Here is a 20,749-nt window from a genome sequence, read left to right on the forward strand (position 1 = left end):
AAGAAACAAGGACACCAGTTCCCATGAACGACCCGAGCGAACAGGACTTGCAGCTGCCCCAGAACGTCGACGTTCCCGACCAGCTTCCCATGTTGCCGGTGCGAGACATCGTCGTCTTCCCCTACATGGTCCTCCCTCTCTTTGTCGGACGGGAGATGTCGATCAAAGCGATCGAAGCCGCGTTAGCCGGTAATCGAATGATCTTTCTCTCGACGCAAAAGGCCCTGGACGTCGAAAATCCCTCACCGGAGGATATCCATACGATCGGCACGGTCGGCATCATTATGCGGATGCTGAAATTGCCCGATGAACGGATCAAAATACTCGTGCAGGGGCTCTCGAAGGCCAAGATAGCCGGCTATGTTCAGTCTGAACCCTATTACTCCGTGCGTATCGACAAACTCACCGAACACAAGCCGGCCGGCGCCGCACTCGAAACCGAAGCCGCCATGCGGACGGTCAAGGAACAGATCGAACGGATCATTAGTCTGGGCAAGGTCTTGATCCCGGACGTGATGATCGTGATCGAGAACCTCGAAGACCCGGGGCGGCTGGCCGACATGGTGGCGTCAAATCTCGGCCTCAAGGTCGAGGCCACCCAGGCAGTTCTGGAGATCGTCGATCCGGTCAAACGCCTCCGGCATGTCAGTGAGATTCTCGGAAAAGAAATTGAAGTCCTCTCCATGCAACAAAAGATTCAAGCCCAGGCCAAAGGGGAGATGGACAAGACCCAGCGTGAGTACTTCCTGCGCGAGCAACTCAAAGCGATCCAGAAAGAGCTGGGCGAGCTCGACGAGCGCGCGGAGGAAATCAGCGAGTTTCGCAAGCGTGTCGCAGAACTGAAAATGCCGGAGAAGGTGCTGAAGGAAACCGAAAAGCAGCTCAAACGGCTTGAGAAGATGCACCCGGATACAGCCGAATCTGCGACCGTCAGAACCTACATCGAATGGATCGTGGAACTGCCCTGGTCCAAGAGATCGAAGGACAACCTCGACCTCAAGGCTGCCGCCAAAGTGCTCAATGAAGACCACTACGATCTGGAAAAGGTCAAGGAACGGATCCTTGAGTATCTTGCAGTACGGAAGCTCAAAGACAAAATGAAGGGCCCGATTCTCTGTTTCGTCGGCCCCCCTGGCGTCGGAAAAACTTCGCTCGGAAAATCGATCGCCCGCGCACTCGGCCGCGAGTTCGTCCGCATCAGTCTCGGCGGCGTCCGTGACGAAGCCGAGATCCGCGGCCATCGACGTACCTACGTCGGCGCACTCCCGGGCCGCATCATCCAAGGCATGAAACAAGCCGGCACGAACAACCCTGTCTTCATGCTGGACGAAGTCGACAAAGTCGGAATGGATTTTCGAGGTGATCCCTCCGCAGCCTTACTCGAAGTGCTCGACCCGGAACAGAATAACTCGTTCACGGATCATTACCTGGGCGTGCCCTTCGACCTGACCGAAGTCATGTTCATTACCACGGCGAATCTGATCGACCCTATTTTGCCCGCCTTACGTGATCGGATGGAAGTGATCGGGATCCCCGGCTATACCGAAGAAGAAAAACTGGGCATCGCTCAGAAATATCTGATCCCTCGGCAACTCAACGAACATGGCATCACCGAAAAGCACGTCCGCATTGCCGAATCGGCGGTGCGCCAGATCATCGCCAACTATACGAGAGAAGCCGGCGTGCGTAACCTCGAACGCGAGATTGCCAACGTCATGCGCAAAGTGGCGAAAAAAGTGGCGGAAGGCAAAGGCGTCGGGTTCCCTGTCAATCCAGCCAATCTGCACAAGTACCTCGGCGTCCCCAAATTCGTGCCGGAAGAGGAATTGGAAACGGACGAGATCGGCGTGGCTACCGGCCTAGCCTGGACGGAATCCGGCGGCGATGTCCTGTATATCGAAGCCACGGCGATGAAAGGGAAGGGGCAATTGACCCTCACCGGCCAGTTGGGCGATATCATGAAAGAATCCGCCCAAGCCGCCTTGAGCTATGTCCGGTCGCGGGAGCGCACGCTCGGCATCAATCCCGATGCATTCACCACTCAGGACATCCATATCCATGTGCCGGCCGGAGCCATCCCCAAAGATGGGCCATCGGCAGGCATTACCATGGCCATCGCCATTGCTTCGACGTTGTCGCAAATCCCGGTACGCCGAGACCTGGCTATGACCGGCGAGATCACGCTCCGTGGCCGAGTGCTCCCCATCGGGGGATTGAAGGAGAAACTCTTGGCAGCCAAACGAGCCAAACTTACCACTGTGATTCTCCCGAAACGCAACAAAAAGGATCTTGACGAAATCCCCAAGCACATTTTGAAAGGCATTCACCTCGTGTTTGCCGACACAATGGATGATGTCATGAAGGTGGCGCTTCGGCGTGGCTCGAAATCCCTACGTCCTGCGGGCAAGCCCGACCAGCCGCCGCCACAATCAAAGAAACAGGCCGCGCGGGTGAAGACAGGGCGAGCGGCTCGCTCCCTGCCCGTGCATGCAAGCAGTGCGGCGACGTCTCCCCTACAGTTCCAGTAGCAGGATACTGAAACACGAAGTGTCTCTTGTTTATTTGGTTTATTTGGTTTGTTTGGTTGAACTAAACTAACCGGATGAACCGGACCAATCCGTCGAGCATGGCCTCCACGGCCCGCACAAAGACCCGCCCCACGATCCGGGAATTCGATCTCATTCGAGCCCTCCACCGACGCCATGGGCGCCGCACTTCTTCCGTGATACAAGGAATCGGCGACGATGCCGCAATCATCACGTCGCAGGCCGGTCAATGGACGGTGCTGACAACCGACCTGTTAACGGAAGGGATCCATTTCGATCTCCGAACCGCCACACTATTCGATATCGGTTTCCGCGCCGCAGCAGCAAATCTCAGTGACATCGCCGCGATGGGGGGAACCCCGCAGCACCTGCTCGCTTCCTTGGCGATTCCCCGTACCGGCGCCAGCCGCCAGGTCCACCAGCTGTACCGAGGGATGATGGCCGCCTGCCGCCCACACCATGTCGGACTGATCGGCGGAGATACGTCAGCTTCGTCCCGCGGATGGTTTCTCAGCTTGACTTTGACCGGAATGGTCCCTCCCCACCAGGCCCTCCTCCGGAGCGGCGCGCGAGTCGGAGATTTCCTCTACGTGAGCGGCACAATCGGCGATTCATTGGCCGGCCTGAGACTTTTGAATGAACCGCCATTTCGCACGATGCCTCATCGGCGCACTGCTGCACTCTCGAATCGACATCGGCAATTTCTTATCGAACGGCATCTGCGTCCGACCGCGCGCGTCACAGAGGGCCAATGGCTCGGTACCCATCGTCTCGCAACCGCCGCAATCGATATTTCAGACGGTCTCTCCGGCGATCTCCGCCATATCTGCGAGCAAAGCCATGTCGGAGCAGAGATCGATCTGCGCGCTCTCCCCCTCTCGACAGCTTGCCGCGCCTATGCAGCTACCAGGAAACTGAACCAGGCGGACCTCGCGCTGACCGGAGGGGAGGATTATGAATTGCTCTTTACCGTATCGCCACGCCAACGTGCACGACTTGATCGGATGGCCAGCAACAAAGGATTTGCTCTCACCTGCATCGGGAATATTCGGCCCCTTCGGTTTGGCATCCAAGTCCTTTCCCCCTACGGCCAACGTCACCGGTTAGAGAACCGCAGTTACCGACATTTCACATAACCAGTTTCATCCACGACACCATGGCCAAAATTCCTTCGGTCCGATCGCTGTTGAAACAGGTTCTCCATCTCCAGGAGTCACCACAGCGAACAGCGTTAGCCTTCGCCATTGGAGTCTTCATCTGTTTCTCCCCGGTTTACGGGCTACACACAGTGATAGTGATTGTCTGCGCCTGGGCATTGAGGCTCAACCTTCTCGCCCTCATGGCAGGCGCCTATCTCAACAACCCCTGGACAATAGTTCCTATCCTCGGCGCCACCTACTGGGTCGGGGCCCTCTTGCTCGGACGATCGGACAGTCCATCTTTCGACTGGCACGATGTGAGTTTCAGCGCGATCTATGAACAGATCATGCCCTACGCCGTGCCATTCTTTCTTGGAGGATTTGTCTTGAGTGTACTGGGGTCGGCGATCGCCTACCCACTCGCCTACTATTTCTTGGCCAAACATCGGCAGTCACACCCGCTCGGCCAGGAGCCTACCCAACAGTAGGATGCTCAAAAAGGTCGTCCAGCAAGGCCGCAACGAGTGAAGGCCCGAGGCGTACCCTTTGGGGTACGTTGAGGGTCTGAACGATGCGACCTGCCTGCGCGAAGCGCTTCGGCGGAGGCAGGGAACGCAGCTGGCGGCCTTTTTCAGCATCCTGCTAGACAGAGCCATTGCCGCCCCCACGAGATGTACGCTAAGATGACGGGACGTCATGCACGAATCCAGTCATCAATCCACCGCTCCATACGACGGCTCTGCGCTGATCGCCGATCCAATCCATCAATACGTCTCCTTCACTGTGCCCTTCTCCTCTGCGGACCCGCATGAACGGACAGAAAAAGACCTAATCGATTCCCCCTGGGTCCAACGTCTGCGATACATCTATCAACTCCAAAGCGCCCGTTGGGTCTATCCCTCGGCGGAACATACGCGCTTTGTCCACTCAATCGGCACGATGCATGTGGCAGGCCGCTTTGCGCAGCATCTCTATCCGTTCCTCAAAAAGTCCGTCAAAGAGATTCCTTCGGCGAACTATGTTGAGGAGTTTCTTCGTGTCACGGCACTTGTCCACGACATCGGCCACGGGCCCTTCTGCCATTTTTTCGACGACAACTACTTACATGCCTTCCATGCCAGCCACGAAAAACTAGGGCAGATCATCATCCGCGAACATCTCGGTCCGATCATCCGTAAGCTCCGGCGCAGCCCGTCCGGCCCCTTTGATCGAGGCGAGGAACTCAACCCGGACCAGATCGCCCATGTCATTCTCAAAGAAAAGGGGAAAGACAATTCCCGTATTCCCCGATGGCTCAATATGCTCCAACCGGTCATTTCCGGCAGCTACACCGCAGACAACCTCGACTATGTCCTGCGCGACTCCTACATGTGTGGCGTGGCGGTTGGCCCGGTCGATCTATCCAGGCTCATTCACTATACGATCATCACGGATAAGGGATTTACAATTCATAAGACGGGCCTGCCGGCCCTACAGATGTTCCTCAATACCCGCATGTATCTCTATTCCAATGTCTACTATCACCGAACCACTCGGGCGATTGACATCCACCTTCGTAACATCTTCGGCGACACCATGAAGCTCGTGTTTCCCCACGACCCTCGCAAGAAGATGGATGAGTACCTCACGCTGACCGACTGGTCCTTGCTTGAACAGGTGCGGGGATGGAAGACCTCGCGCCATGCAGCCGAGCGGCGTTTGGGTACAGAATGGCAGCGGATTCTCGTCCGCGACGTCAAGTGGAAGATGGCCTACAGCGCCGTACTCAAGGAAAAGGGCCAGGAACGAGGCATGGACTTTCCCAGCCACACGCACTTTGAAGAACAGATCAAGAACGAATTGCCCGCGCGGCTTCAGAAAGTGGAGTTCCATGTCGACATGGCACCGCTCGACCCACGGCCAGACCCGAAAGACCGTCGCGGCAACCCCCTCTATGTCTACGACCCCAGCACTAGAAGTATCTCAACCGAGCCGCTTGAGGAATTTCTCGACCTTCTGCCGACCAGGCTCGTCCAATTTCGCATCTACACGCTTGACCACCAACACGACGCAGCCCTTTCACGCGCCGCCGCCACAGTACTGAACAAGACCCCCTCCAGCCTCGAAACCAATTTGTAGTATTGCTTGTTCGACTCAGAAAAGCTGAGATACTGTCCTTGTGACTTGCCTTAAGGGAGGACAGTATGAAACAGCACCTTCTCTGGATCGCAATAGCTGTGACCCTCTTTGCCACGACGCCGGCCTTCGCCCAATCAGCCGGAGACGGTCTCCCACCAGACGCCACAGGCATCCTGAATTCACTCCCGCCGGATCTTCACAAGAAGCTCCAGCAGCTCTCCGAACTACTTGATGAGAACATCAAGGCCGGCAAGATCTCCGACGCACTGATACAGAAACAACTCATGTCAGGAGGTCTCGAACGGACCATCCGTTCCCTCGGCCCCGAGGCCAATCAGTTGTTCGATGAAATCAATGCCGATATGAAGAACGGCAAAGGCCCAGGCGAAGAAGCCCTGGCACCCTTACTCGGCGGCTTAAGCGGGATGGGAAAGTAGAGACTGCTCTTGATGCAGGGCGAGTCGGGATCACATCAGCGTTTCAAACAGACTCCCGGTACATTTTTCTTCACGGCCTGCGTGAGAACAGACCTGATGGGACACGCGGGACATTTTCTCTGGTCACATTGTCAGCCCCTCCCGATCGCGTTGCCACTCCTCGCTTCAGCTGCCAGTCGACCAGTGCCGCACGAAAGAGTACCATGCGGCATGGCGCTGCGCTGGAAACTGCTCGTCGGCCTTGGGATGGTACTCATCGCACTGGGACTCGGAGTTGACTGGTCCCCAAAGACTGACCCTTCGCTTCCGGACACCAGATCATTTCTCCTGTTCCTTGGCGGAGTGGTCGGAGTCGCCGGATTGTTGTTCGGCCTCAAACAGGAAAAATAAGAATTCAGCTGGGCCCTATTCCCCGCAGCCGTAAAAGACTCCCGGGATATGTATTCTTCTCTTGCAGAAGAATAAGAGGGGGCGACCAGGTGCCATTTTTGCTCGCAGAACGCGCGCGATAAGAAAGAGGCGAGGGAGCGGGCAGACCGTTCTTCTTGCTCGCAGAGTCCCCACGATAAAGCTGTGGTCGCTCGATGCGCGCAGTAAAGAACAATCTGTCCACTCCCTCTTGGGAAGTTGAGGTATTAGAAGGTGCTCGTTGGACGCGCGCAGTAGAAGTTCATCAGCTCCCATTCTGGAGAGAGAACGAGCGAGCTTGGAGTGATCATTAATCGAACATGCATTCAGAAAGTATCTAGACTGCGCTCATGACGAAAAGTAGCATGTCCCTGTTCTCAGTCCTCCCATGAAACAACGGAACGGCGACATTCTGAATTGTTTCTCCGGACAAAGGCTCGATGGTTCACACAATCCAGAATGCCCCCCTTCTTTGGTCGAAAAAGACTCCCGGTACATCCTCTTCTCCTGTGGCTTCTTTTTCCCTTCGCCTCTTCCTACAAGCGATGAGGGCTCAAAAGAATTCCGGATGCTCTGCCTCCAACTTCTTCTCGAATTGAGTGACTTCAGAAAAGGCTCCAAATTGGGGAGCGATGCGCCTCCCGATGTCCCAACAGCGCCAAGCATTCGGGGTGTCGTAGCCCAAAAGCAGCGCGTCACCCAGATCCTTGTAGGCGCCGGTTAACAACGGGTGGCTTTGCAAGACCTCGGTGAATAGCCTTTGGGCTGCAAGAGTTTCGCCCAATGCCTTTCGATGATTGGCCTCGAAGATTGTGAGAATGTGTTGTTTACTCCGAGCATGCTGTTGTAACTCCTGAAGTGTCTTTATAGCTTCTTGAAGCCGTTCCTTGGTATCAGGGTTGAGGGCGAGTAAGAGTTTCCGGAAGGCAGCATCTGACTCTATCATGCCTTTCTCGTCCGCCGAAAACGCGGGTAGCAGTTCCCCCGTTGTGAGTGCATACTCCGTTGTTCCCAAGAACGCATCAAAAGGTCGAGCCTCCCTAAAGGCGGCTGCGATCTCCTCTCTTAGTTTTTGTTTTTCTTCATCCATCTGAAATACCGGCATGTTCCAAGCACGATCGAGGATTTCGTCTAGGCCGTCTTGAGACTGCATCAGCATGCGCTGCGCATATGGTTGTAAACTGTAGGGACCATCGTCGACTGTTTGCGCGCTCGTCACCGCGATAGTGAGCGAGTTGACCGCTGCTATGTTTCGAAAGGTGAACGTGGCTCTCGATGGGATCAGTTTTCCCTGAGCGACATTGTCCAGAATGAAGGGATGTCCCCCAAAGTTGTATCGAAGAAACTGAGCGAAGGCCATCGAATCTTCGACGGTGACCGGCATGCCCTTGAGGCTCTGACGGAACAAGGACTTGCCAGCGGTCATGAATACCGTTTCATCACTGTCGCGATCGACACTAATGACCAAAGGAGGGTGCGTCTGGATCGATAAGCTGTGCTCGTTGTCTTCTCGCTCTGCTATCTGCTTGTCGATCTTCGCGTTGATCAACATTTGATTCATCACCGTTCGATTATTGAGTTCCAACACTCTGAACCCGATGGAATCGTAAAGCGAGTAGTCGACATACTTCCCCGTCTTCTTCTCCACAAAAATGCGGCGCCGTTTCTCGAAGTCCAGGATCGTGACGTGGTCGGTAGTACTTACGGCCAAATAGCGTTTGCTCAACACAACATCGGCATCGTAAGCGGTATCCTTGGGGATGTTGCCCGACCCTGGTAATGGGATATGTCGGGAATCCACGTGCACTTTGAGGAGCAACATCGTCCTCGCGGAGGGAGCCAGATGGCTGTTCAAGGCCTGATTGGTTTCGAACTCCATGGACGGGGTCGAGATAAGGGTCAAGTTTGTTATGCGCCCCTGGGCTCGGGCAGCCCCGTTTGATGCAGGGTATTTCCGAGTCAGGTTTTGATAGACCGCCACCGCTTCTGACTTGCGTCCCGCTCTTTCCAAACATAGCCCTCTATATAACGAAATTTCAGAGCTCACGGACTCAGAGTACTCTCCATATCCTTCTGCCTGACTCAGCTTCACAAGGCATGTCTCATAGTCAGCCTTTTTGTATGAATTTTGTGCCTGATACAAGGCTCCGCTCTGTGTCACGGCACATGCGGTCAAAGAGAAGCACATCACTAGCGATATTAGGATAACGCTCTTATTGATCATAATTCTGCAATCCCCTGCCCTTTTGACACTACGGATGGGGGCAGGCTACTTTTTCGATTGAGAAGAGTCAAATTCTATCCAGCAGGTGTGCCAGGGCTCAGAGCGAACATTGCCGGAAGGAGCGGGGACCCAGCGAGATGCGGCGGGGAAGGAAAGCTGGAACTGACTGAGGCACCGGGGTCGAAGATCGTGGCCGAAGGAATTCCAGAAGGATTCCGCCCCGCCGCGTCCGCAAGGGTCGCTCCGGTAGGCAGGTGAGCGGTTGAGCCCTGGCGCACCTGCTCTCCGGACTATTCTTTGATTGGTACAGCCTTCTGAGCTGGCGGAGGTTCAGGAGCGGGAGTGGAAATCGTCACCGCCGATGTCGAACCGTTCTTGAGTGGCAGATCGAGGATCGAATAGGGGTTCACACGGGCGCCGTTGAGTTTGACGCCCCAATGGAGATGCGGGCCGGTGGCGCGGCCAGTCGCCCCCACCTTACCGATGATCTGCCCTGCCTTCACCAGATCGCCATCCTTCACCAGAATCTCTGACAGATGGAAATACATGCTGTAGAAGCCAAGCCCGTGATCGACGAAGACTCCCCTGCCGGAGAAGATATGATCGACGGTCAGGCGCACGACTCCATCGTTCGTCGCTGCCACGTCGGTTCCCACCGGCGCGCCGATATCCTCTCCATTGTGTGGATTGCGAGGCTTCCCGTTCATCACCCGCACGCTGCCGAAAATGCCGGTGCGCTTGCCATTCACCGGCTCCAAAAAGTTGCTGCGCCATAACTTCAAGCGCGAGTTCTCCGCGAGCGCCTGCTTGACTTGCTCCTGCTCGGCTTTCCAGCGTGCCGTGGCCTTCTCATCCAGATCGACCTTCTCTTTCGGCAATGTTAGATGCTCAACGGAAAAATTTTCTTTGGCCACCAGAATGTTAACGCTCAACCGCTTGGCCTGTTCGCCCTGCCTCACCTCGACAGCGAGCTCATAGGTCCCCGGTTCGTCCTGCATATCGATCCCGAGCAATCCCAGATAGCCGGCCGGCTCCCCAGGCCTGAATTCCCGGAAAAATGGAATCGTCCGGCTCAGAAACACTCCCTTCACTTCCGTCGCCTGTTCTTCACCCTTCACCTTGATCAGCAGCACCTGCCCCTGCTTACCGCTGTATTCTCCATCGAAGCCCATGGGTGCAGGAGGCGTATTGGAAAACAACTCAACGGGAAAGACACTGGATAGCAACACAATAGCCGTAATCAACATTCGATCAAGCCGTGAGATCCGCATACGCGCCTGGTTGCCCGCAGTCATCATCGGTAGAACCGTAGTCCCGCCACCTGGGAAAGTAACTCATCCACGCGCCGATTTACGGCACTGAAGGGGTCCATGCAGAGAATCGTCTCTTCCCAATAGCCATTGAGTTTCAGATAGGTCCAGTCGACCGTATAGGACCGATTTTTTGCACGGGCAAACCGGATAAAGTCGCCGCGCACCTTCGCCCTCGTGGTCTGGGGAGGGGTCGACATGGCCCGTTGCACCGCCTCCTCCTCCACCACCCGTTCGATCAGCCCCCTGGATTCCATCAGATAGTATAACCCGCGCGTCCGTTTGACGTCATGAAATTGAAGGTCGAGCAGGAACACCCGCGGATCATCCCAGCCGCACCCCTTCTTGTCGATATAGGACTGGATGAGATGGCGCTTGGTCACCCAATCGATTTCGCGCACCAGCTGCATGGGGTCTTCGTCCAGTTTTTCCAGGACCATAGCCCATCGTTGCCACACATCGTCGAGGAGCGGATCATGCGTCTGTTGAGCCAAATACTCCTGCGCCCGATCGAGGTAGATCCGTTGAACTTCGACCGCTGTCAACTGGCGACCATCATCAAGCTTGACCTTGCGCTTCAGGGTTGGATCGCGCGAAATCTCCCGAATGGCTTTTACCGGGTCCTCAAACTCCATTCCTTGGACCCCGTACCCCTCTTCGATCATGGACAGCACCAGTGACGCCGTACCGACCTTCAAAAATGTCACGAACTCCGACATATTGGAATCCCCGACGATGATATGGAGGCGGCGGTAACGTTCCGCATCGGCATGCGGTTCGTCTCTGGTATTGATGATGCTGCGAGAAGAGGTTGTCGAAGAGGAGGTCTTCTCGTGAATGTGTTGCGCTCGTTGAGAGATGAAATATTGTGGCTTGCCGGATACCTTCAAGACCTTACCGGCACCGCTATAGATCTGCCGCGTGACAAAGAAGGGAATGAGCTGCTCCGTGACTTTCCAGAAATCAACATCGCGGCGCATAAGAAAGTTTTCATGGCACCCATAGGTGTTGCCCAACGAGTCCGTGTTGTTCTTAAATATGTAGATTTCGCCGGACAGGCCTTCTTCTCGCAATCGTTCTTCTGCTGCCGGCAGGCAAGCCTCAAGCAACCGTTCACCGGCTTTATCATGGATGACAAGATCAAGGATGTTGTCGCACTCGGGGGTGGAATACTCAGGATGGCAACCCGTGTCCTGGTAAAACCTGGCGCCGTTCACGAGAAACGCATTGGAAGGCCAGCTGTTCGGAATGAGGCCTTCAAAAATATATCCCAGCACCTTCTCCATCGGCAAATAGACGCGACCGTTCGGAGAAAAGATAAGTCCGTACTCATTCTCCAAACCGAAAATGCGTCGTCTCAAGGGGCTGGGTTGCAGCATGTAGTCAACACAGAATAGCAGCCGGCTCCGGCTTCTTCAACAGAAGTGCATGATCCGCCGTTGGGGTGAAACGAGCCCGGTTTCTCTGGTTTGTTTAGTTTATTTGGTCCTTCCGGTCAGTCTCGTGCAACCAAACAAACGAGTCAAACCAAACAAACCAAATAAACAGGTTAGGTGGTGAGGAGCTGTTTGGTGTCCACCGGAGTCAGCCGTCGGAATCTTCGTCCGTCTCTGGTGCGGTCTAACACTGCTACTTCCAAACTCTCCGGCGAGAGTTTCTGATTCCCAACTTGGTCGAGTGCGGCAATACAGAGCACAAGCGCAGCTTGAAGTTCCGGAGGTTGTGTGAACCCTTTTTCTCGTAACACGGCCTGCACGGCCTCGGACTTGCCTCCGATCACCGCAAAGGCACGCTCATCGATGATGCTCCCGTCAAAAGATATGCGGTACATCTCGTTGGCCTGACCATTGTGACCCACCTGGACAACCAGGATTTCTACCTCCAGCGGCTTCAACTCCTGGCTGAAAATGGTGCCGAGGCTTTGTGAATAGCCGTTCGCAAGTGAGCGAGCCGTCACATCTTCCCTGCTATACATGAATCCCTTGAGGTCCGCATGTCTAATGCCGGCCTTTCGGAGGTTCTCAAACTCGCTGTACTTGCCGGCCCCCGCAAAGGCAATGCTGTCGTACACCTCGGATATCTTATACAGGGAGGCGCTGGGATTCTCCGCGACAAGAAGGATCCCACTCACATATTCGAGGGCAATGATGGAACGGCCTTTCGCAATGCCTTTCTTGGCATACTCCGCCTTGTCCTGCATCATCTGCTCGGGCGAGACGTAATAGGGCATTGGCATACTCAGTTCTCCTTGGACCGGCGGGTCGCAATCAACCCGTCATAGATACCGCGGATCTGCTGGTCGGAGACATCGATAATGCCGGTCGCGTTCACGATCTTCGCGGTGGGGTAAATGCCCCGCACGAGATCTGGGCCGCCGGTGCCGACATCGTCATCTGCTGCATTGTACAGAGCCAGCAGAGCCAACTTCAGCGCATCAGGCTCCCCCAGACCTTTGAGGAAATGCTCCCGCATCGCATTACGCGCATCTTTGCCGCCCGACCCGATCGCGTGGTAGTCCGACTCTTCGTACCGGCCACCCGCGAGATCGTACTTGAAGATGCGGCCTTCTGCTCGCTTCAGATCGTAGCCGACATACAGCGGCATGACGACCAGCCCTTGAAAGACCATCGGCAGATTGGCCTTGACCATTTGTCCTAGCTTGTTGGCCTTCCCTTCACAGGACAGCTGGACCCCTTCCAGTTTTTCATAATGTTCCAGCTCCACTTGGAACAGCTTGGCCATTTCGATACAGGGGCCGGCGGCCCCTGCGATCGCCATGGCGGAATACTCATCAATTTTGAAAACCTTTTCGATCCGCCGCTCGGCAATTTGAAATCCCTCCGTCGCGCGACGGTCCCCGGCAATCACCACACCCTGCTGATATTTGATGGCGAGTACCGTGGTGGCCTGCGGCACGTTGACAGAGCCGGCTCCACGGGTCGCCTCGGCCGCGGCTTGAGTCTGCAGCGATCCGCTGCGACCGGTCGGAGTAAGCCCGGGGTGGTGCTGGGTCAAGAAATCGAAAAAACTCGATTCATTATGATTCGGGAGAAATGGCAGTTTCATAATGTGGATCGCCCGGGGTCTCTGTTGGTCAAGCCTTCAGCTTTTCCAGTAATGCATCGACGGTCTCGACCTGATCGAGGAGGTCGCTCGTCAACGAGGCTGTCCCTCTCAACGGGTCCATCAATGGCACTCGTTTGACCTGATTATTCCCGACATCGAACAGTACCGACGTCCAACTGACCCCATAGAGTGACTTCGCAAACTTGCTGACACATCGTCCACGAAAATAGGCTCGCGTCCCTGGAGGCGGGGTGGCTTCCGCCCGAATGATTTCGACGTCCTGTACGATACGTTCGATCAAGTGACTACGCTCGAGCGTAAAGTAGAGACCTCTGTCAGGACGGACGTCGTGATATTGAAGATCCATTAAGCGGATTCGTGGATCGTCCCACCCACAGCCCTTCCGCTCCATATAGGATTCCATCATCTGGCGTTTGGCCACCCAATCCAATTCCCGCACCAAGAGCCGGGGGTCCTGCTCCAACCGATCCAACACGTCTTCCCAACGGACAAGGATGTCTTTCGTGACTTGAGGCAGATCGCGACAGGCATAGTAACCCATGGCGGCCTTCAAATACGCTCGTTGAATTTCCACCGCCGTTGTTGATCGCCCCCCCGTCAGTTTGAGGGCTTCCTTCATGCCGACATCGCGAGACACCTTCTTGATGCTTCTAACTGGATCATCCAACTCAAATTGCGGAAGATCCACTCCTGCATCGAGCAGGTCCAGGACAATGGACAAGGTGCCGACCTTGAGGTAGGTCGAAAGCTCCGCCATGTTGGCATCGCCCACGATCACGTGCAATCGTCGGTGCTTGTCATGCTCTCCATGCGGCTCGTCCCGTGAATTGACGATAGGCCGCCTGACCATCGTATTCAGGTCGACGAGGCACTCGAAAAAATCCGCGCGCTGCGAGATCTGATAATCCGTTGGGCTGGTCTGATTTTCTGCGCCGACCTTGCCTGCCCCTGCAAAAACAAGTCGCGTGACAAAGAATGGCGCCAGGACCTTCACGATGCGCTCGAAAGGAACCGCACGGGACATGAGATAATTCTCGTGATAGCCGTAGCTGTTGCCCTTGCCGTCCGAGTTGTTCTTGTACAGCACACAATGGTCTCGTCCTGTAACACGCACCATCTGTGCGAGGCACTGAGCGAGAATCCGCTCACCGGCTCGTTCGAAGGCGACGATCTCTCGCGGGTTATTGCACTCAGGGGTGGAGTATTCAGGGTGGGCGCCGTCAACGTAGAGTCGTCCCCCATTGGCCAGCACCTTATTCAACTGACGGTTGTATTCAGGATTGGGCCGCTCCCGCTCTCCCTCGACCTCGAATCCGCGCGCATCGAGCAGCGGATTTTCATTTTCATAGTCCCACACGGCAAGAGGGGCCGGCAGACCTGGATAGTGCCCGATGACAGCGATGGAATTGGACACAGGGTCGGCTGCGGCAGGATCGCGCGACGCGATGCCGAATTCTGTTTCTGTCCCCATGACGCGGGGAATCGTCAGCGAGATAGGGTCCTGCATAGATGTGATGTCTTAGAGATAGTGCCCTGTCGTAACGGTTTCGATCTGACGCGACTCGCCCGGACCTCCACTGATCGTCCGAAGATGCACGATCTTCTCGCCTTTCTTTCCGGAGATCTTCGCCCAGTCGTCCGGATTGGTCGTGTTGGGCAGGTCTTCGTGTTCCTTAAACTCCTCACGGATGGCCCGGATCAAATCCTCGGATTGAAGACCACGGCCTTCCTTTGCGATCGCCCGTTTGACGGCAAACTTTTTCGCGCGTGACACGATGCCTTCGATCAGCGCACCGCTCGCGAAATCCTTGAAATAGAGCACTTCCTTTTCGCCATTTGCGTATGTGACCTCAATAAACTTATTCTCTTCCGATGACGCATACATCGCCTCGACCGTGAGATCGGTCATCTTTTGGACCAAGGCCTTGGCGTCTCCCCCATGGCGAGCCAAATCTTCCTCTGAAAACGGCAGGTCGATACTCAGATACTTCGAGAAAATATCCTTTGCCGCCACCACATCGGGACGACCGACCTTGACTTTTACATCTAACCGTCCGGCGCGAAGCACGGCCGGATCGATGAGATCCTGGCGATTACTGGCTCCGATGACAATGACATTGCGCAGCCGTTCCATCCCGTCGATTTCAGAGAGAAACTGAGGGACGATCGTCGATTCAATGTCGGAAGAGATTCCGGTGCCCCGTGTTCTGAACAGCGCATCCATTTCGTCGAAGAACACGATGACCGGATTGCCATCCGCCGCCCGCTCTTTCGCTTTCTTGAAGACTTCCCGGACTTGCCGTTCGGATTCACCGACATACTTATTGAGCAATTCCGGACCCTTCACATGCAGAAAATAACTCCGCACTTCTTTGCCGGTAAGATGTCCCAGCTTCTTCGCGATCGAATTCGCGACTGCCTTGGCGATCAATGTCTTTCCACATCCGGGCGGGCCGTAGAGCAAGACCCCCTTCGGCGCGCTCAACTTGTACTCTGAGAACAGAGCCGGGTGAAGAAACGGCAATTCCACCGCATCGCGAACCTGCTCCAACTCATGCTGCAACCCCCCGATATGCTCATAGTCCACATCAGGCACTTCTTCCAATACCAATTCTTCTGCCTCGGACCTCGGCAACTTTTCGACGACATAGCCGGACCGGGGATCATAGAGTAGATGATCGCCCACGCTCAAACGTTCGGCCAGCAGCGGATCGCCCAGTTCCGCAACCTTTTCTTCGTCGAAATGCAACGTCACCAAGGCCCGATTACCTTCCAGGACATCCTTGAGCCGCACCACTTCACCCTGGATATCGAACCCCTTGACCTCAATGACGTTTAATGCTTCGTTCAGGACTACTTCCTGCCCCTTGCGCATCGCACTCCCATTGATCGATGGGTGCAGGCTCACTTTCATCTTTCGTCCGGACACATACACGTTTCCCGTTCCGTCACTGTTGAGACTGGAAAAGATGGCATAGGCTGAGGGAGGCGCTGTCAGTTTTTCAACTTCGGCGCGCAACGATTCGATGTGCGCCTTCGCTTCCTGAAGCGTGGTGACAAGCTTTTCGTTCTGTTTGGTGGCTTGTTCGAGCTGGTAGCGCGATTGGTACAGCCGGCGGATTTCTTCCTCCATCGACTGGATCTGCACACGAAGCTTCTCAACTTCGCGAACATGTTCGTCATTGCGTGATGCCACGTCCGTATTCCCTTCAGCCAACCGCTTCGTGATCTGCGTGACAGAATCCCGGAGAGACCGGAATCGACCCGGACTTTCTTTCTTGCCGTCCATGGCGCCACTCGAGAAACGCGAAACCCCTTGCTGAATCGAGAAGTCCTTGTCTGCGCGGATTCTATCACCCGTTCCCGGGGTGGTCAACCGGACGACGGCAATCTGCAACGAGATATCGATGCATGACGCACATTATGGTGCAGGTGTCATGGCGTCGAGAAACTCGCGCGTCGCCGACTCTACATCGGCCGCACCGAGAATCGCCCTGATCACTGCGACACCGAACGCTCCCACACCCAACATTTCACTCGCACGCGCCGCCGTCACTCCGCCAATCCCGATAATCGGAATGTCGACCAGTCGGCAGACCTTCTCAAGAGTGTGAATGCCAAGCGGCGGACCGAACGCCTGTTTGGATGGTGTTTCATAGATCGGGCCGAGGATGACATAGTCTGCACCCTGCGACTCGGCCCGCACTGCCTCTTCACTCGTATGGACGGAAACACCCAAAAGACGTTCCGCGCCCAGCAACTTCCGTGCGATCCTCACAGGGAGACTATTGCTTCGCAAATGAACGCCGACGCCCTCCAGCCCCAACGCGACGTCGATCCTATCATTGATTAGGAGTTGAGATCTGTGTGGGGCAGTCACGGTCTGTACCTCACGAACCAGCGACACGAGATCTCCGGCTGAGAGATCACGTTCACGGATTTGGATCGCAGGTCCCGCGGCTGTGAGCACTCGCTGTAGAAGGGGGACCAACGGACGCCCATTGGTCTGATGGCGATCCGTCACGACAAGAAGACGGCTGGAGAGTGTCGGCATCAGGGAAATACTTATTCAGAAATGCTGAGTCCTCAGCAGAATGCTCAAAACGACCGTCCAGCAAGGTCGCAACGAATTATCACTTTATAAGGGATGGCTGGGATGATTCCGACTGCGCGCAGCCTTTGCACCCGCCCACCCACTGGCACGCCGAGACGTGCCCTTAGCCCGAGCGAGGGCCTTCCGATTCTCCTTAACTCCCTTTAAGGGAGCGGCCGAGGCTGCCCTTTACTGCGCGCATCGAACGAGCACCTTCCGAGCGTGGCGTTCTGCGAGCAAGAAGGGCACCTGGCCGCTCGCTTTCCATCCTTCTGAGGCCGCGGCGTTGCGCGAGCACGGGAATCGCCCCAGCCACCCCCCATCTTTTCAGCATTCCGCTAGAGCATGCCTTCGATGGGACTGCTTGCCGTCGCATACAGTTTTCGCGGGATTCGCCCTGCCTTGTAGGCAAGCCGACCGGCAAGCACCGCATACTTCATCGCCTCAGCCATAGCAATGGGATCCTGAGCCCCTGCAATGGCTGTGTTCATGAGCACCGCGTCCGCGCCCAATTCCATCGCAAGGGCTGCATCGGACGCAGTCCCAACACCGGCATCGACGATGATCGGCACCTTGATCATCTCCATGATGATCTTCAAATTGTAAGGATTGCGGATACCGAGGCCCGACCCGATCGGCGCCGCCAACGGCATGACGGCCGGACACCCAATGTCAACGAGCTTCTGCGCCACAATCGGGTCGTCGTTCGTATAGGGAAGCACAATAAAACCTTCCTTGACGAGGATCTTTGCCGCTTCGATCAATCCGGCCGTATCGGGGAAAAGGGTCCTCTCGTCGCCGAGCACTTCGAGCTTGATCAAATCGGACACGCCGGCGGCCCTGGCCAACCGGGAATAGCGAACGGCATCCTCCACGTTGTAACAACCGGCCGTGTTAGGGAGAATGGTGTATTTTTTGGGGTCGATATAATCGAGCAGGTTCTCCTTGGAACGATCGGTAATATTCACGCGGCGCACCGCCACCGTCACCACGTCCGCTCCGGATGCCTCAATAGCTTTTTTGGTTTCAGCAAAATCTTTGTATTTGCCGGTCCCGACAAACAGTCGCGAAGTAAACTCATGACCGGCAATGATCAAGCGATCATCCTGCATGGGTAAAACCCCTTCCTATGGCCTGAGCGCTCACGGGCGCACCACCACCGATGAAGCTCAGAATCTCCACTCGATCGCCTTGGTTCAGACGTCGGTCATCGAAGTCCTTCCGGTCCATGATTTCCAAGTTCAGCTCCACCGCGACACGCTCGGCCTGAATGGCAAGCTCACGCAACAAATCCCCTACAGTGGTGTCAGCTCGACAGCCCCGCTGTTCGCCGTTCACCTGAATCTGAATCGAATCTTCCATCTAATTTATCCTAGGGGAGCGGATTTCCTAATGTCAACCAACCTGATCGCTTCGGGCTCTTGCCCCGCATCAGCGATCACGTCAAAATAGCAGTAGTACGGCCTATGATATCTCCCCCAGAGCGTAACCGGCAAGTCGCGACTATCTTTCGATCGATGGCTGAACGATTAGCCACCCAGCGAGCGAATCCCTATCGCGTCAGAGCCTATCGGAGGGCAGCGGATACGATCGAGGCCTTGGAGGAAGATATTGCGGATATCGCCGCACGGAAGACGCTGGAAGATATCGATGGAATCGGCCGGGACCTGGCGGAGAAGATTGAAGAGTTTCTCAGAACCGGGACGATTCAGGCGTATGAAGCCTTGAGAATGCCGCTCCCCGATTCGGTGCAGGCCTGGAGAGACCTCCCGGGACTGTCCGAATCGCTTGTGGCCTACCTCTATTCTCGCCTGGGCATTACCACTTTGACCGATCTTGAACAGTTGGTGCGATCACACATGCTGCGTACGATACCAGGGTATTCAGGGTCCGAAGAGCGGCTGTTGGAAGCGATCGCCGCACGACAGCAGCTTCCCGTTACGAAGCACGAGGAAGCTCCTTGAAGATCTTCCAGGTCTTCAGCATCTCGACCGCCTTTTGGAGTTGAACATCCTGCTCAATCGAGGGATCGCCTGAGACATCAACAGGAGAAGCCTGAGGCGTCGTGCCATTCTTCAGAGCACCCTCTTCCTGCCCTTTGCCATTCTGAGCCGGCTGATCTTTCCCCGGCACAACTGCAGACTTGGGCTGCTTCTGCTCCCCCTCCTTTTCACCAGACTTGGCTTCGCCTGCCTTGGCGACAGTGGTCGGTGGTTGGGATTTCACGACAATATCGGGCGTAATCCCCGTCGATTGGATCGAACGCCCTTTCGGGGTGTAGTACTTCGCCGTCGTGAGGCGGAGCCCGGAACCATCTCCCAACGGGAGAATGGTTTGCACCGACCCCTTGCCGAACGAGGTCGTACCGACAATCACCGCCCGCCCGTAATCTTGCAACGCACCTGCTACGATCTCAGACGCACTGGCGGACCCTTCATTGACCAAAATGATCATGGGCGAGTCATCCATCTGGTCTTTCCCTTTTGAGACCCACTCGTCCTTCTTGCTTTCACGCCCTTTGGTATAGACCACCAACTTTCCGCTTGGTAGAAACTGCTCGGAAACCTCAACGGCCGAAGTCAGCAATCCGCCGGGATTATTGCGGAGATCGAGAATCGTCGATTGGAGTTTCTGCTCTTTGAACTGCTTGAGCACCTTGCTCAAATCTCGCCCCGTCGATTCCTGGAATTGCGTCAGACGTACGTATCCGATATTGTCCAGCACCTTCGATTTCACACTCTCAATCTTGATGGTATCGCGGACCAACGTAAATTGGAGAGCCTCAGGAACCCCCTCCCGCTGAATCGTGAGATTGACCTTCGACCCCTTGGGGCCACGCATTTTTTGAACGGCATCCATCAAGGTAAGGTCTTTCGTCGTTTCGTCGTTGACCTTGGTAATAAAATCACCCGCCTTCACTCCAGCCCGGTGGGCCGGTGTACCCTCGATGGGCGCGATCACCGCCAAACGGTTCTCCTTCACCCCGATCTGAATACCCACTCCCCCAAACTCGCCCTTCGTTTCAACCTGCATTTCCTTATACATGTCCGCGGTCATGTAGGCCGAATGCGGATCGAGGGTTGAAAGCATGCCACGAATAGCTCCTTGAACAAGGTCCTTCACCTTTGTTTCATCGACGTAACTTTTCTGAACTTGAGTTAACACTTCGGAGAACGTCTTCAACTCTTCGTAGGTTTCCGTGGCATGCCCCGTTTTCTCCAAACCTTTGCCGAGTAGCACACCCACGACCAGCGCCACTACCAACATAGGGCCCAATATCCAGAATCGTCGCTTGGGATCCTGTTCCATAAAATTAATGTCCTTTCCTAGTTCCCGTTCCCTAGAAGTCTATCTATATCATGCCATTCTTTTGCGACAAAGGGTCCT

General features: G+C 55.5%; 18 protein-coding genes. 7 read left to right on the top strand and 11 right to left on the bottom strand.

Features of this window, described 5'->3' with window-relative positions; genetic code table 11:
• Window positions 1-23: 23 nt before the first annotated feature.
• The 6 genes from lon to HZB34_01225 all read left to right on the top strand — a co-directional run bounded on the left by lon (window position 24) and on the right by HZB34_01225 (window position 6,630).
• A complete protein-coding gene (gene lon / locus HZB34_01200) occupies window positions 24-2,528 on the top strand; it encodes an endopeptidase La (protein ID MBI5314570.1) in 2,505 nt (834 codons plus the stop codon).
• 74 nt (window positions 2,529-2,602) lie between these two features.
• Window positions 2,603-3,682 (top strand): thiamine-phosphate kinase, encoded by a 1,080-nt coding sequence (gene thiL / locus HZB34_01205; GenBank protein MBI5314571.1) that lies wholly within the window; start codon window positions 2,603-2,605, stop codon window positions 3,680-3,682.
• Between the two features lie 29 nt (window positions 3,683-3,711).
• On the top strand, window positions 3,712-4,173 hold the full coding sequence (locus HZB34_01210) for a DUF2062 domain-containing protein (GenBank protein ID MBI5314572.1): 462 nt from the start codon (window positions 3,712-3,714) through the stop codon (window positions 4,171-4,173).
• Window positions 4,174-4,381: 208 nt separating this feature from the next.
• Window positions 4,382-5,803, top strand: coding sequence for an HD domain-containing protein (locus HZB34_01215; protein MBI5314573.1), 1,422 nt, complete (start codon window positions 4,382-4,384; stop codon window positions 5,801-5,803).
• A 65-nt stretch (window positions 5,804-5,868) separates the two neighbouring features.
• A complete protein-coding gene (locus HZB34_01220) occupies window positions 5,869-6,240 on the top strand; it encodes a hypothetical protein (GenBank protein MBI5314574.1) in 372 nt (123 codons plus the stop codon).
• Between the two features lie 210 nt (window positions 6,241-6,450).
• Complete coding sequence (locus HZB34_01225; protein MBI5314575.1) at window positions 6,451-6,630, top strand: hypothetical protein; 180 nt, start codon at window positions 6,451-6,453, stop codon at window positions 6,628-6,630.
• Between the two features lie 571 nt (window positions 6,631-7,201).
• Here HZB34_01225 and HZB34_01230 read toward each other — a convergent pair.
• The 10 genes from HZB34_01230 to thiS form a co-directional block, all read right to left on the bottom strand.
• Complete coding sequence (locus HZB34_01230) at window positions 7,202-8,659, bottom strand: hypothetical protein (protein MBI5314576.1); 1,458 nt, start codon at window positions 8,657-8,659, stop codon at window positions 7,202-7,204.
• Window positions 8,660-9,162: 503 nt separating this feature from the next.
• The gene (locus HZB34_01235) at window positions 9,163-10,137 is read right to left on the bottom strand and encodes a M23 family metallopeptidase (protein ID MBI5314577.1); all 975 of its coding nucleotides are present in this window, start codon (window positions 10,135-10,137) and stop codon (window positions 9,163-9,165) included.
• A gap of 29 nt (window positions 10,138-10,166) precedes the next feature.
• On the bottom strand, window positions 10,167-11,543 hold the full coding sequence (pafA, locus tag HZB34_01240) for a Pup--protein ligase (protein MBI5314578.1): 1,377 nt from the start codon (window positions 11,541-11,543) through the stop codon (window positions 10,167-10,169).
• A gap of 188 nt (window positions 11,544-11,731) precedes the next feature.
• Window positions 11,732-12,418 carry a proteasome subunit alpha gene (prcA, locus tag HZB34_01245; protein ID MBI5314579.1) on the bottom strand — a complete coding sequence of 229 codons (687 nt, stop codon included), beginning with the start codon at window positions 12,416-12,418 and terminating at the stop codon, window positions 11,732-11,734.
• Between the two features lie 2 nt (window positions 12,419-12,420).
• Entirely contained in the window at window positions 12,421-13,248 is an 828-nt protein-coding gene (prcB, locus tag HZB34_01250) for a proteasome subunit beta (GenBank protein MBI5314580.1), read from the bottom strand.
• 28 nt (window positions 13,249-13,276) lie between these two features.
• Window positions 13,277-14,776 (bottom strand): proteasome accessory factor PafA2, encoded by a 1,500-nt coding sequence (locus tag HZB34_01255; GenBank protein MBI5314581.1) that lies wholly within the window; start codon window positions 14,774-14,776, stop codon window positions 13,277-13,279.
• Window positions 14,777-14,788: 12 nt separating this feature from the next.
• On the bottom strand, window positions 14,789-16,558 hold the full coding sequence (arc, locus tag HZB34_01260) for a proteasome ATPase (GenBank protein ID MBI5314582.1): 1,770 nt from the start codon (window positions 16,556-16,558) through the stop codon (window positions 14,789-14,791).
• 132 nt (window positions 16,559-16,690) lie between these two features.
• Complete coding sequence (thiE, locus tag HZB34_01265; protein MBI5314583.1) at window positions 16,691-17,323, bottom strand: thiamine phosphate synthase; 633 nt, start codon at window positions 17,321-17,323, stop codon at window positions 16,691-16,693.
• 377 nt (window positions 17,324-17,700) lie between these two features.
• The gene (locus HZB34_01270) at window positions 17,701-18,474 is read right to left on the bottom strand and encodes a thiazole synthase (GenBank protein MBI5314584.1); all 774 of its coding nucleotides are present in this window, start codon (window positions 18,472-18,474) and stop codon (window positions 17,701-17,703) included.
• Window positions 18,464-18,712 (bottom strand): sulfur carrier protein ThiS, encoded by a 249-nt coding sequence (gene thiS, locus HZB34_01275; GenBank protein ID MBI5314585.1) that lies wholly within the window; start codon window positions 18,710-18,712, stop codon window positions 18,464-18,466. Before thiS ends, HZB34_01270 begins: the two co-directional genes overlap by 11 nt.
• A gap of 116 nt (window positions 18,713-18,828) precedes the next feature.
• Between thiS and HZB34_01280 the strand changes: the two genes are divergently transcribed.
• Window positions 18,829-19,326, top strand: coding sequence for a histidinol-phosphatase (locus HZB34_01280; GenBank protein MBI5314586.1), 498 nt, complete (start codon window positions 18,829-18,831; stop codon window positions 19,324-19,326).
• Here the strand turns inward: HZB34_01280 and HZB34_01285 are convergent.
• Window positions 19,301-20,671, bottom strand: a complete 1,371-nt coding sequence (locus HZB34_01285; protein MBI5314587.1) for a S41 family peptidase — start codon at window positions 20,669-20,671, stop codon at window positions 19,301-19,303. The two genes, HZB34_01280 and HZB34_01285, sit on opposite strands and share 26 nt — an antisense overlap.
• Between the last annotated feature and the right edge of the window lie 78 nt (window positions 20,672-20,749).

It is taken from the genome of Nitrospirota bacterium, assembly GCA_016219645.1.
Classification (GTDB): domain Bacteria; phylum Nitrospirota; class Nitrospiria; order Nitrospirales; family Nitrospiraceae; genus Palsa-1315.

What these genes read in the sequence shown, in the direction of transcription:
- lon (MBI5314570.1), top strand. Translation starts at nt 24, where the DNA reads ATGAACGACCCGAGCGAACAGGACTTGCAGCTGCCCCAGAACGTCGAC.
- thiL (MBI5314571.1), top strand. Translation starts at nt 2,603, where the DNA reads ATGAACCGGACCAATCCGTCGAGCATGGCCTCCACGGCCCGCACAAAG.
- HZB34_01215 (MBI5314573.1), top strand. Translation starts at nt 4,382, where the DNA reads ATGCACGAATCCAGTCATCAATCCACCGCTCCATACGACGGCTCTGCG.
- HZB34_01220 (MBI5314574.1), top strand. Translation starts at nt 5,869, where the DNA reads ATGAAACAGCACCTTCTCTGGATCGCAATAGCTGTGACCCTCTTTGCC.
- HZB34_01225 (MBI5314575.1), top strand. Translation starts at nt 6,451, where the DNA reads ATGGCGCTGCGCTGGAAACTGCTCGTCGGCCTTGGGATGGTACTCATC.
- prcA (MBI5314579.1), bottom strand. Translation starts at nt 12,418, where the DNA reads ATGCCAATGCCCTATTACGTCTCGCCCGAGCAGATGATGCAGGACAAG.
- prcB (MBI5314580.1), bottom strand. Translation starts at nt 13,248, where the DNA reads ATGAAACTGCCATTTCTCCCGAATCATAATGAATCGAGTTTTTTCGAT.
- HZB34_01255 (MBI5314581.1), bottom strand. Translation starts at nt 14,776, where the DNA reads ATGCAGGACCCTATCTCGCTGACGATTCCCCGCGTCATGGGGACAGAA.
- arc (MBI5314582.1), bottom strand. Translation starts at nt 16,558, where the DNA reads ATGGACGGCAAGAAAGAAAGTCCGGGTCGATTCCGGTCTCTCCGGGAT.
- thiE (MBI5314583.1), bottom strand. Translation starts at nt 17,323, where the DNA reads ATGCCGACACTCTCCAGCCGTCTTCTTGTCGTGACGGATCGCCATCAG.
- HZB34_01270 (MBI5314584.1), bottom strand. Translation starts at nt 18,474, where the DNA reads ATGCAGGATGATCGCTTGATCATTGCCGGTCATGAGTTTACTTCGCGA.
- HZB34_01280 (MBI5314586.1), top strand. Translation starts at nt 18,829, where the DNA reads ATGATATCTCCCCCAGAGCGTAACCGGCAAGTCGCGACTATCTTTCGA.
- HZB34_01285 (MBI5314587.1), bottom strand. Translation starts at nt 20,671, where the DNA reads ATGGAACAGGATCCCAAGCGACGATTCTGGATATTGGGCCCTATGTTG.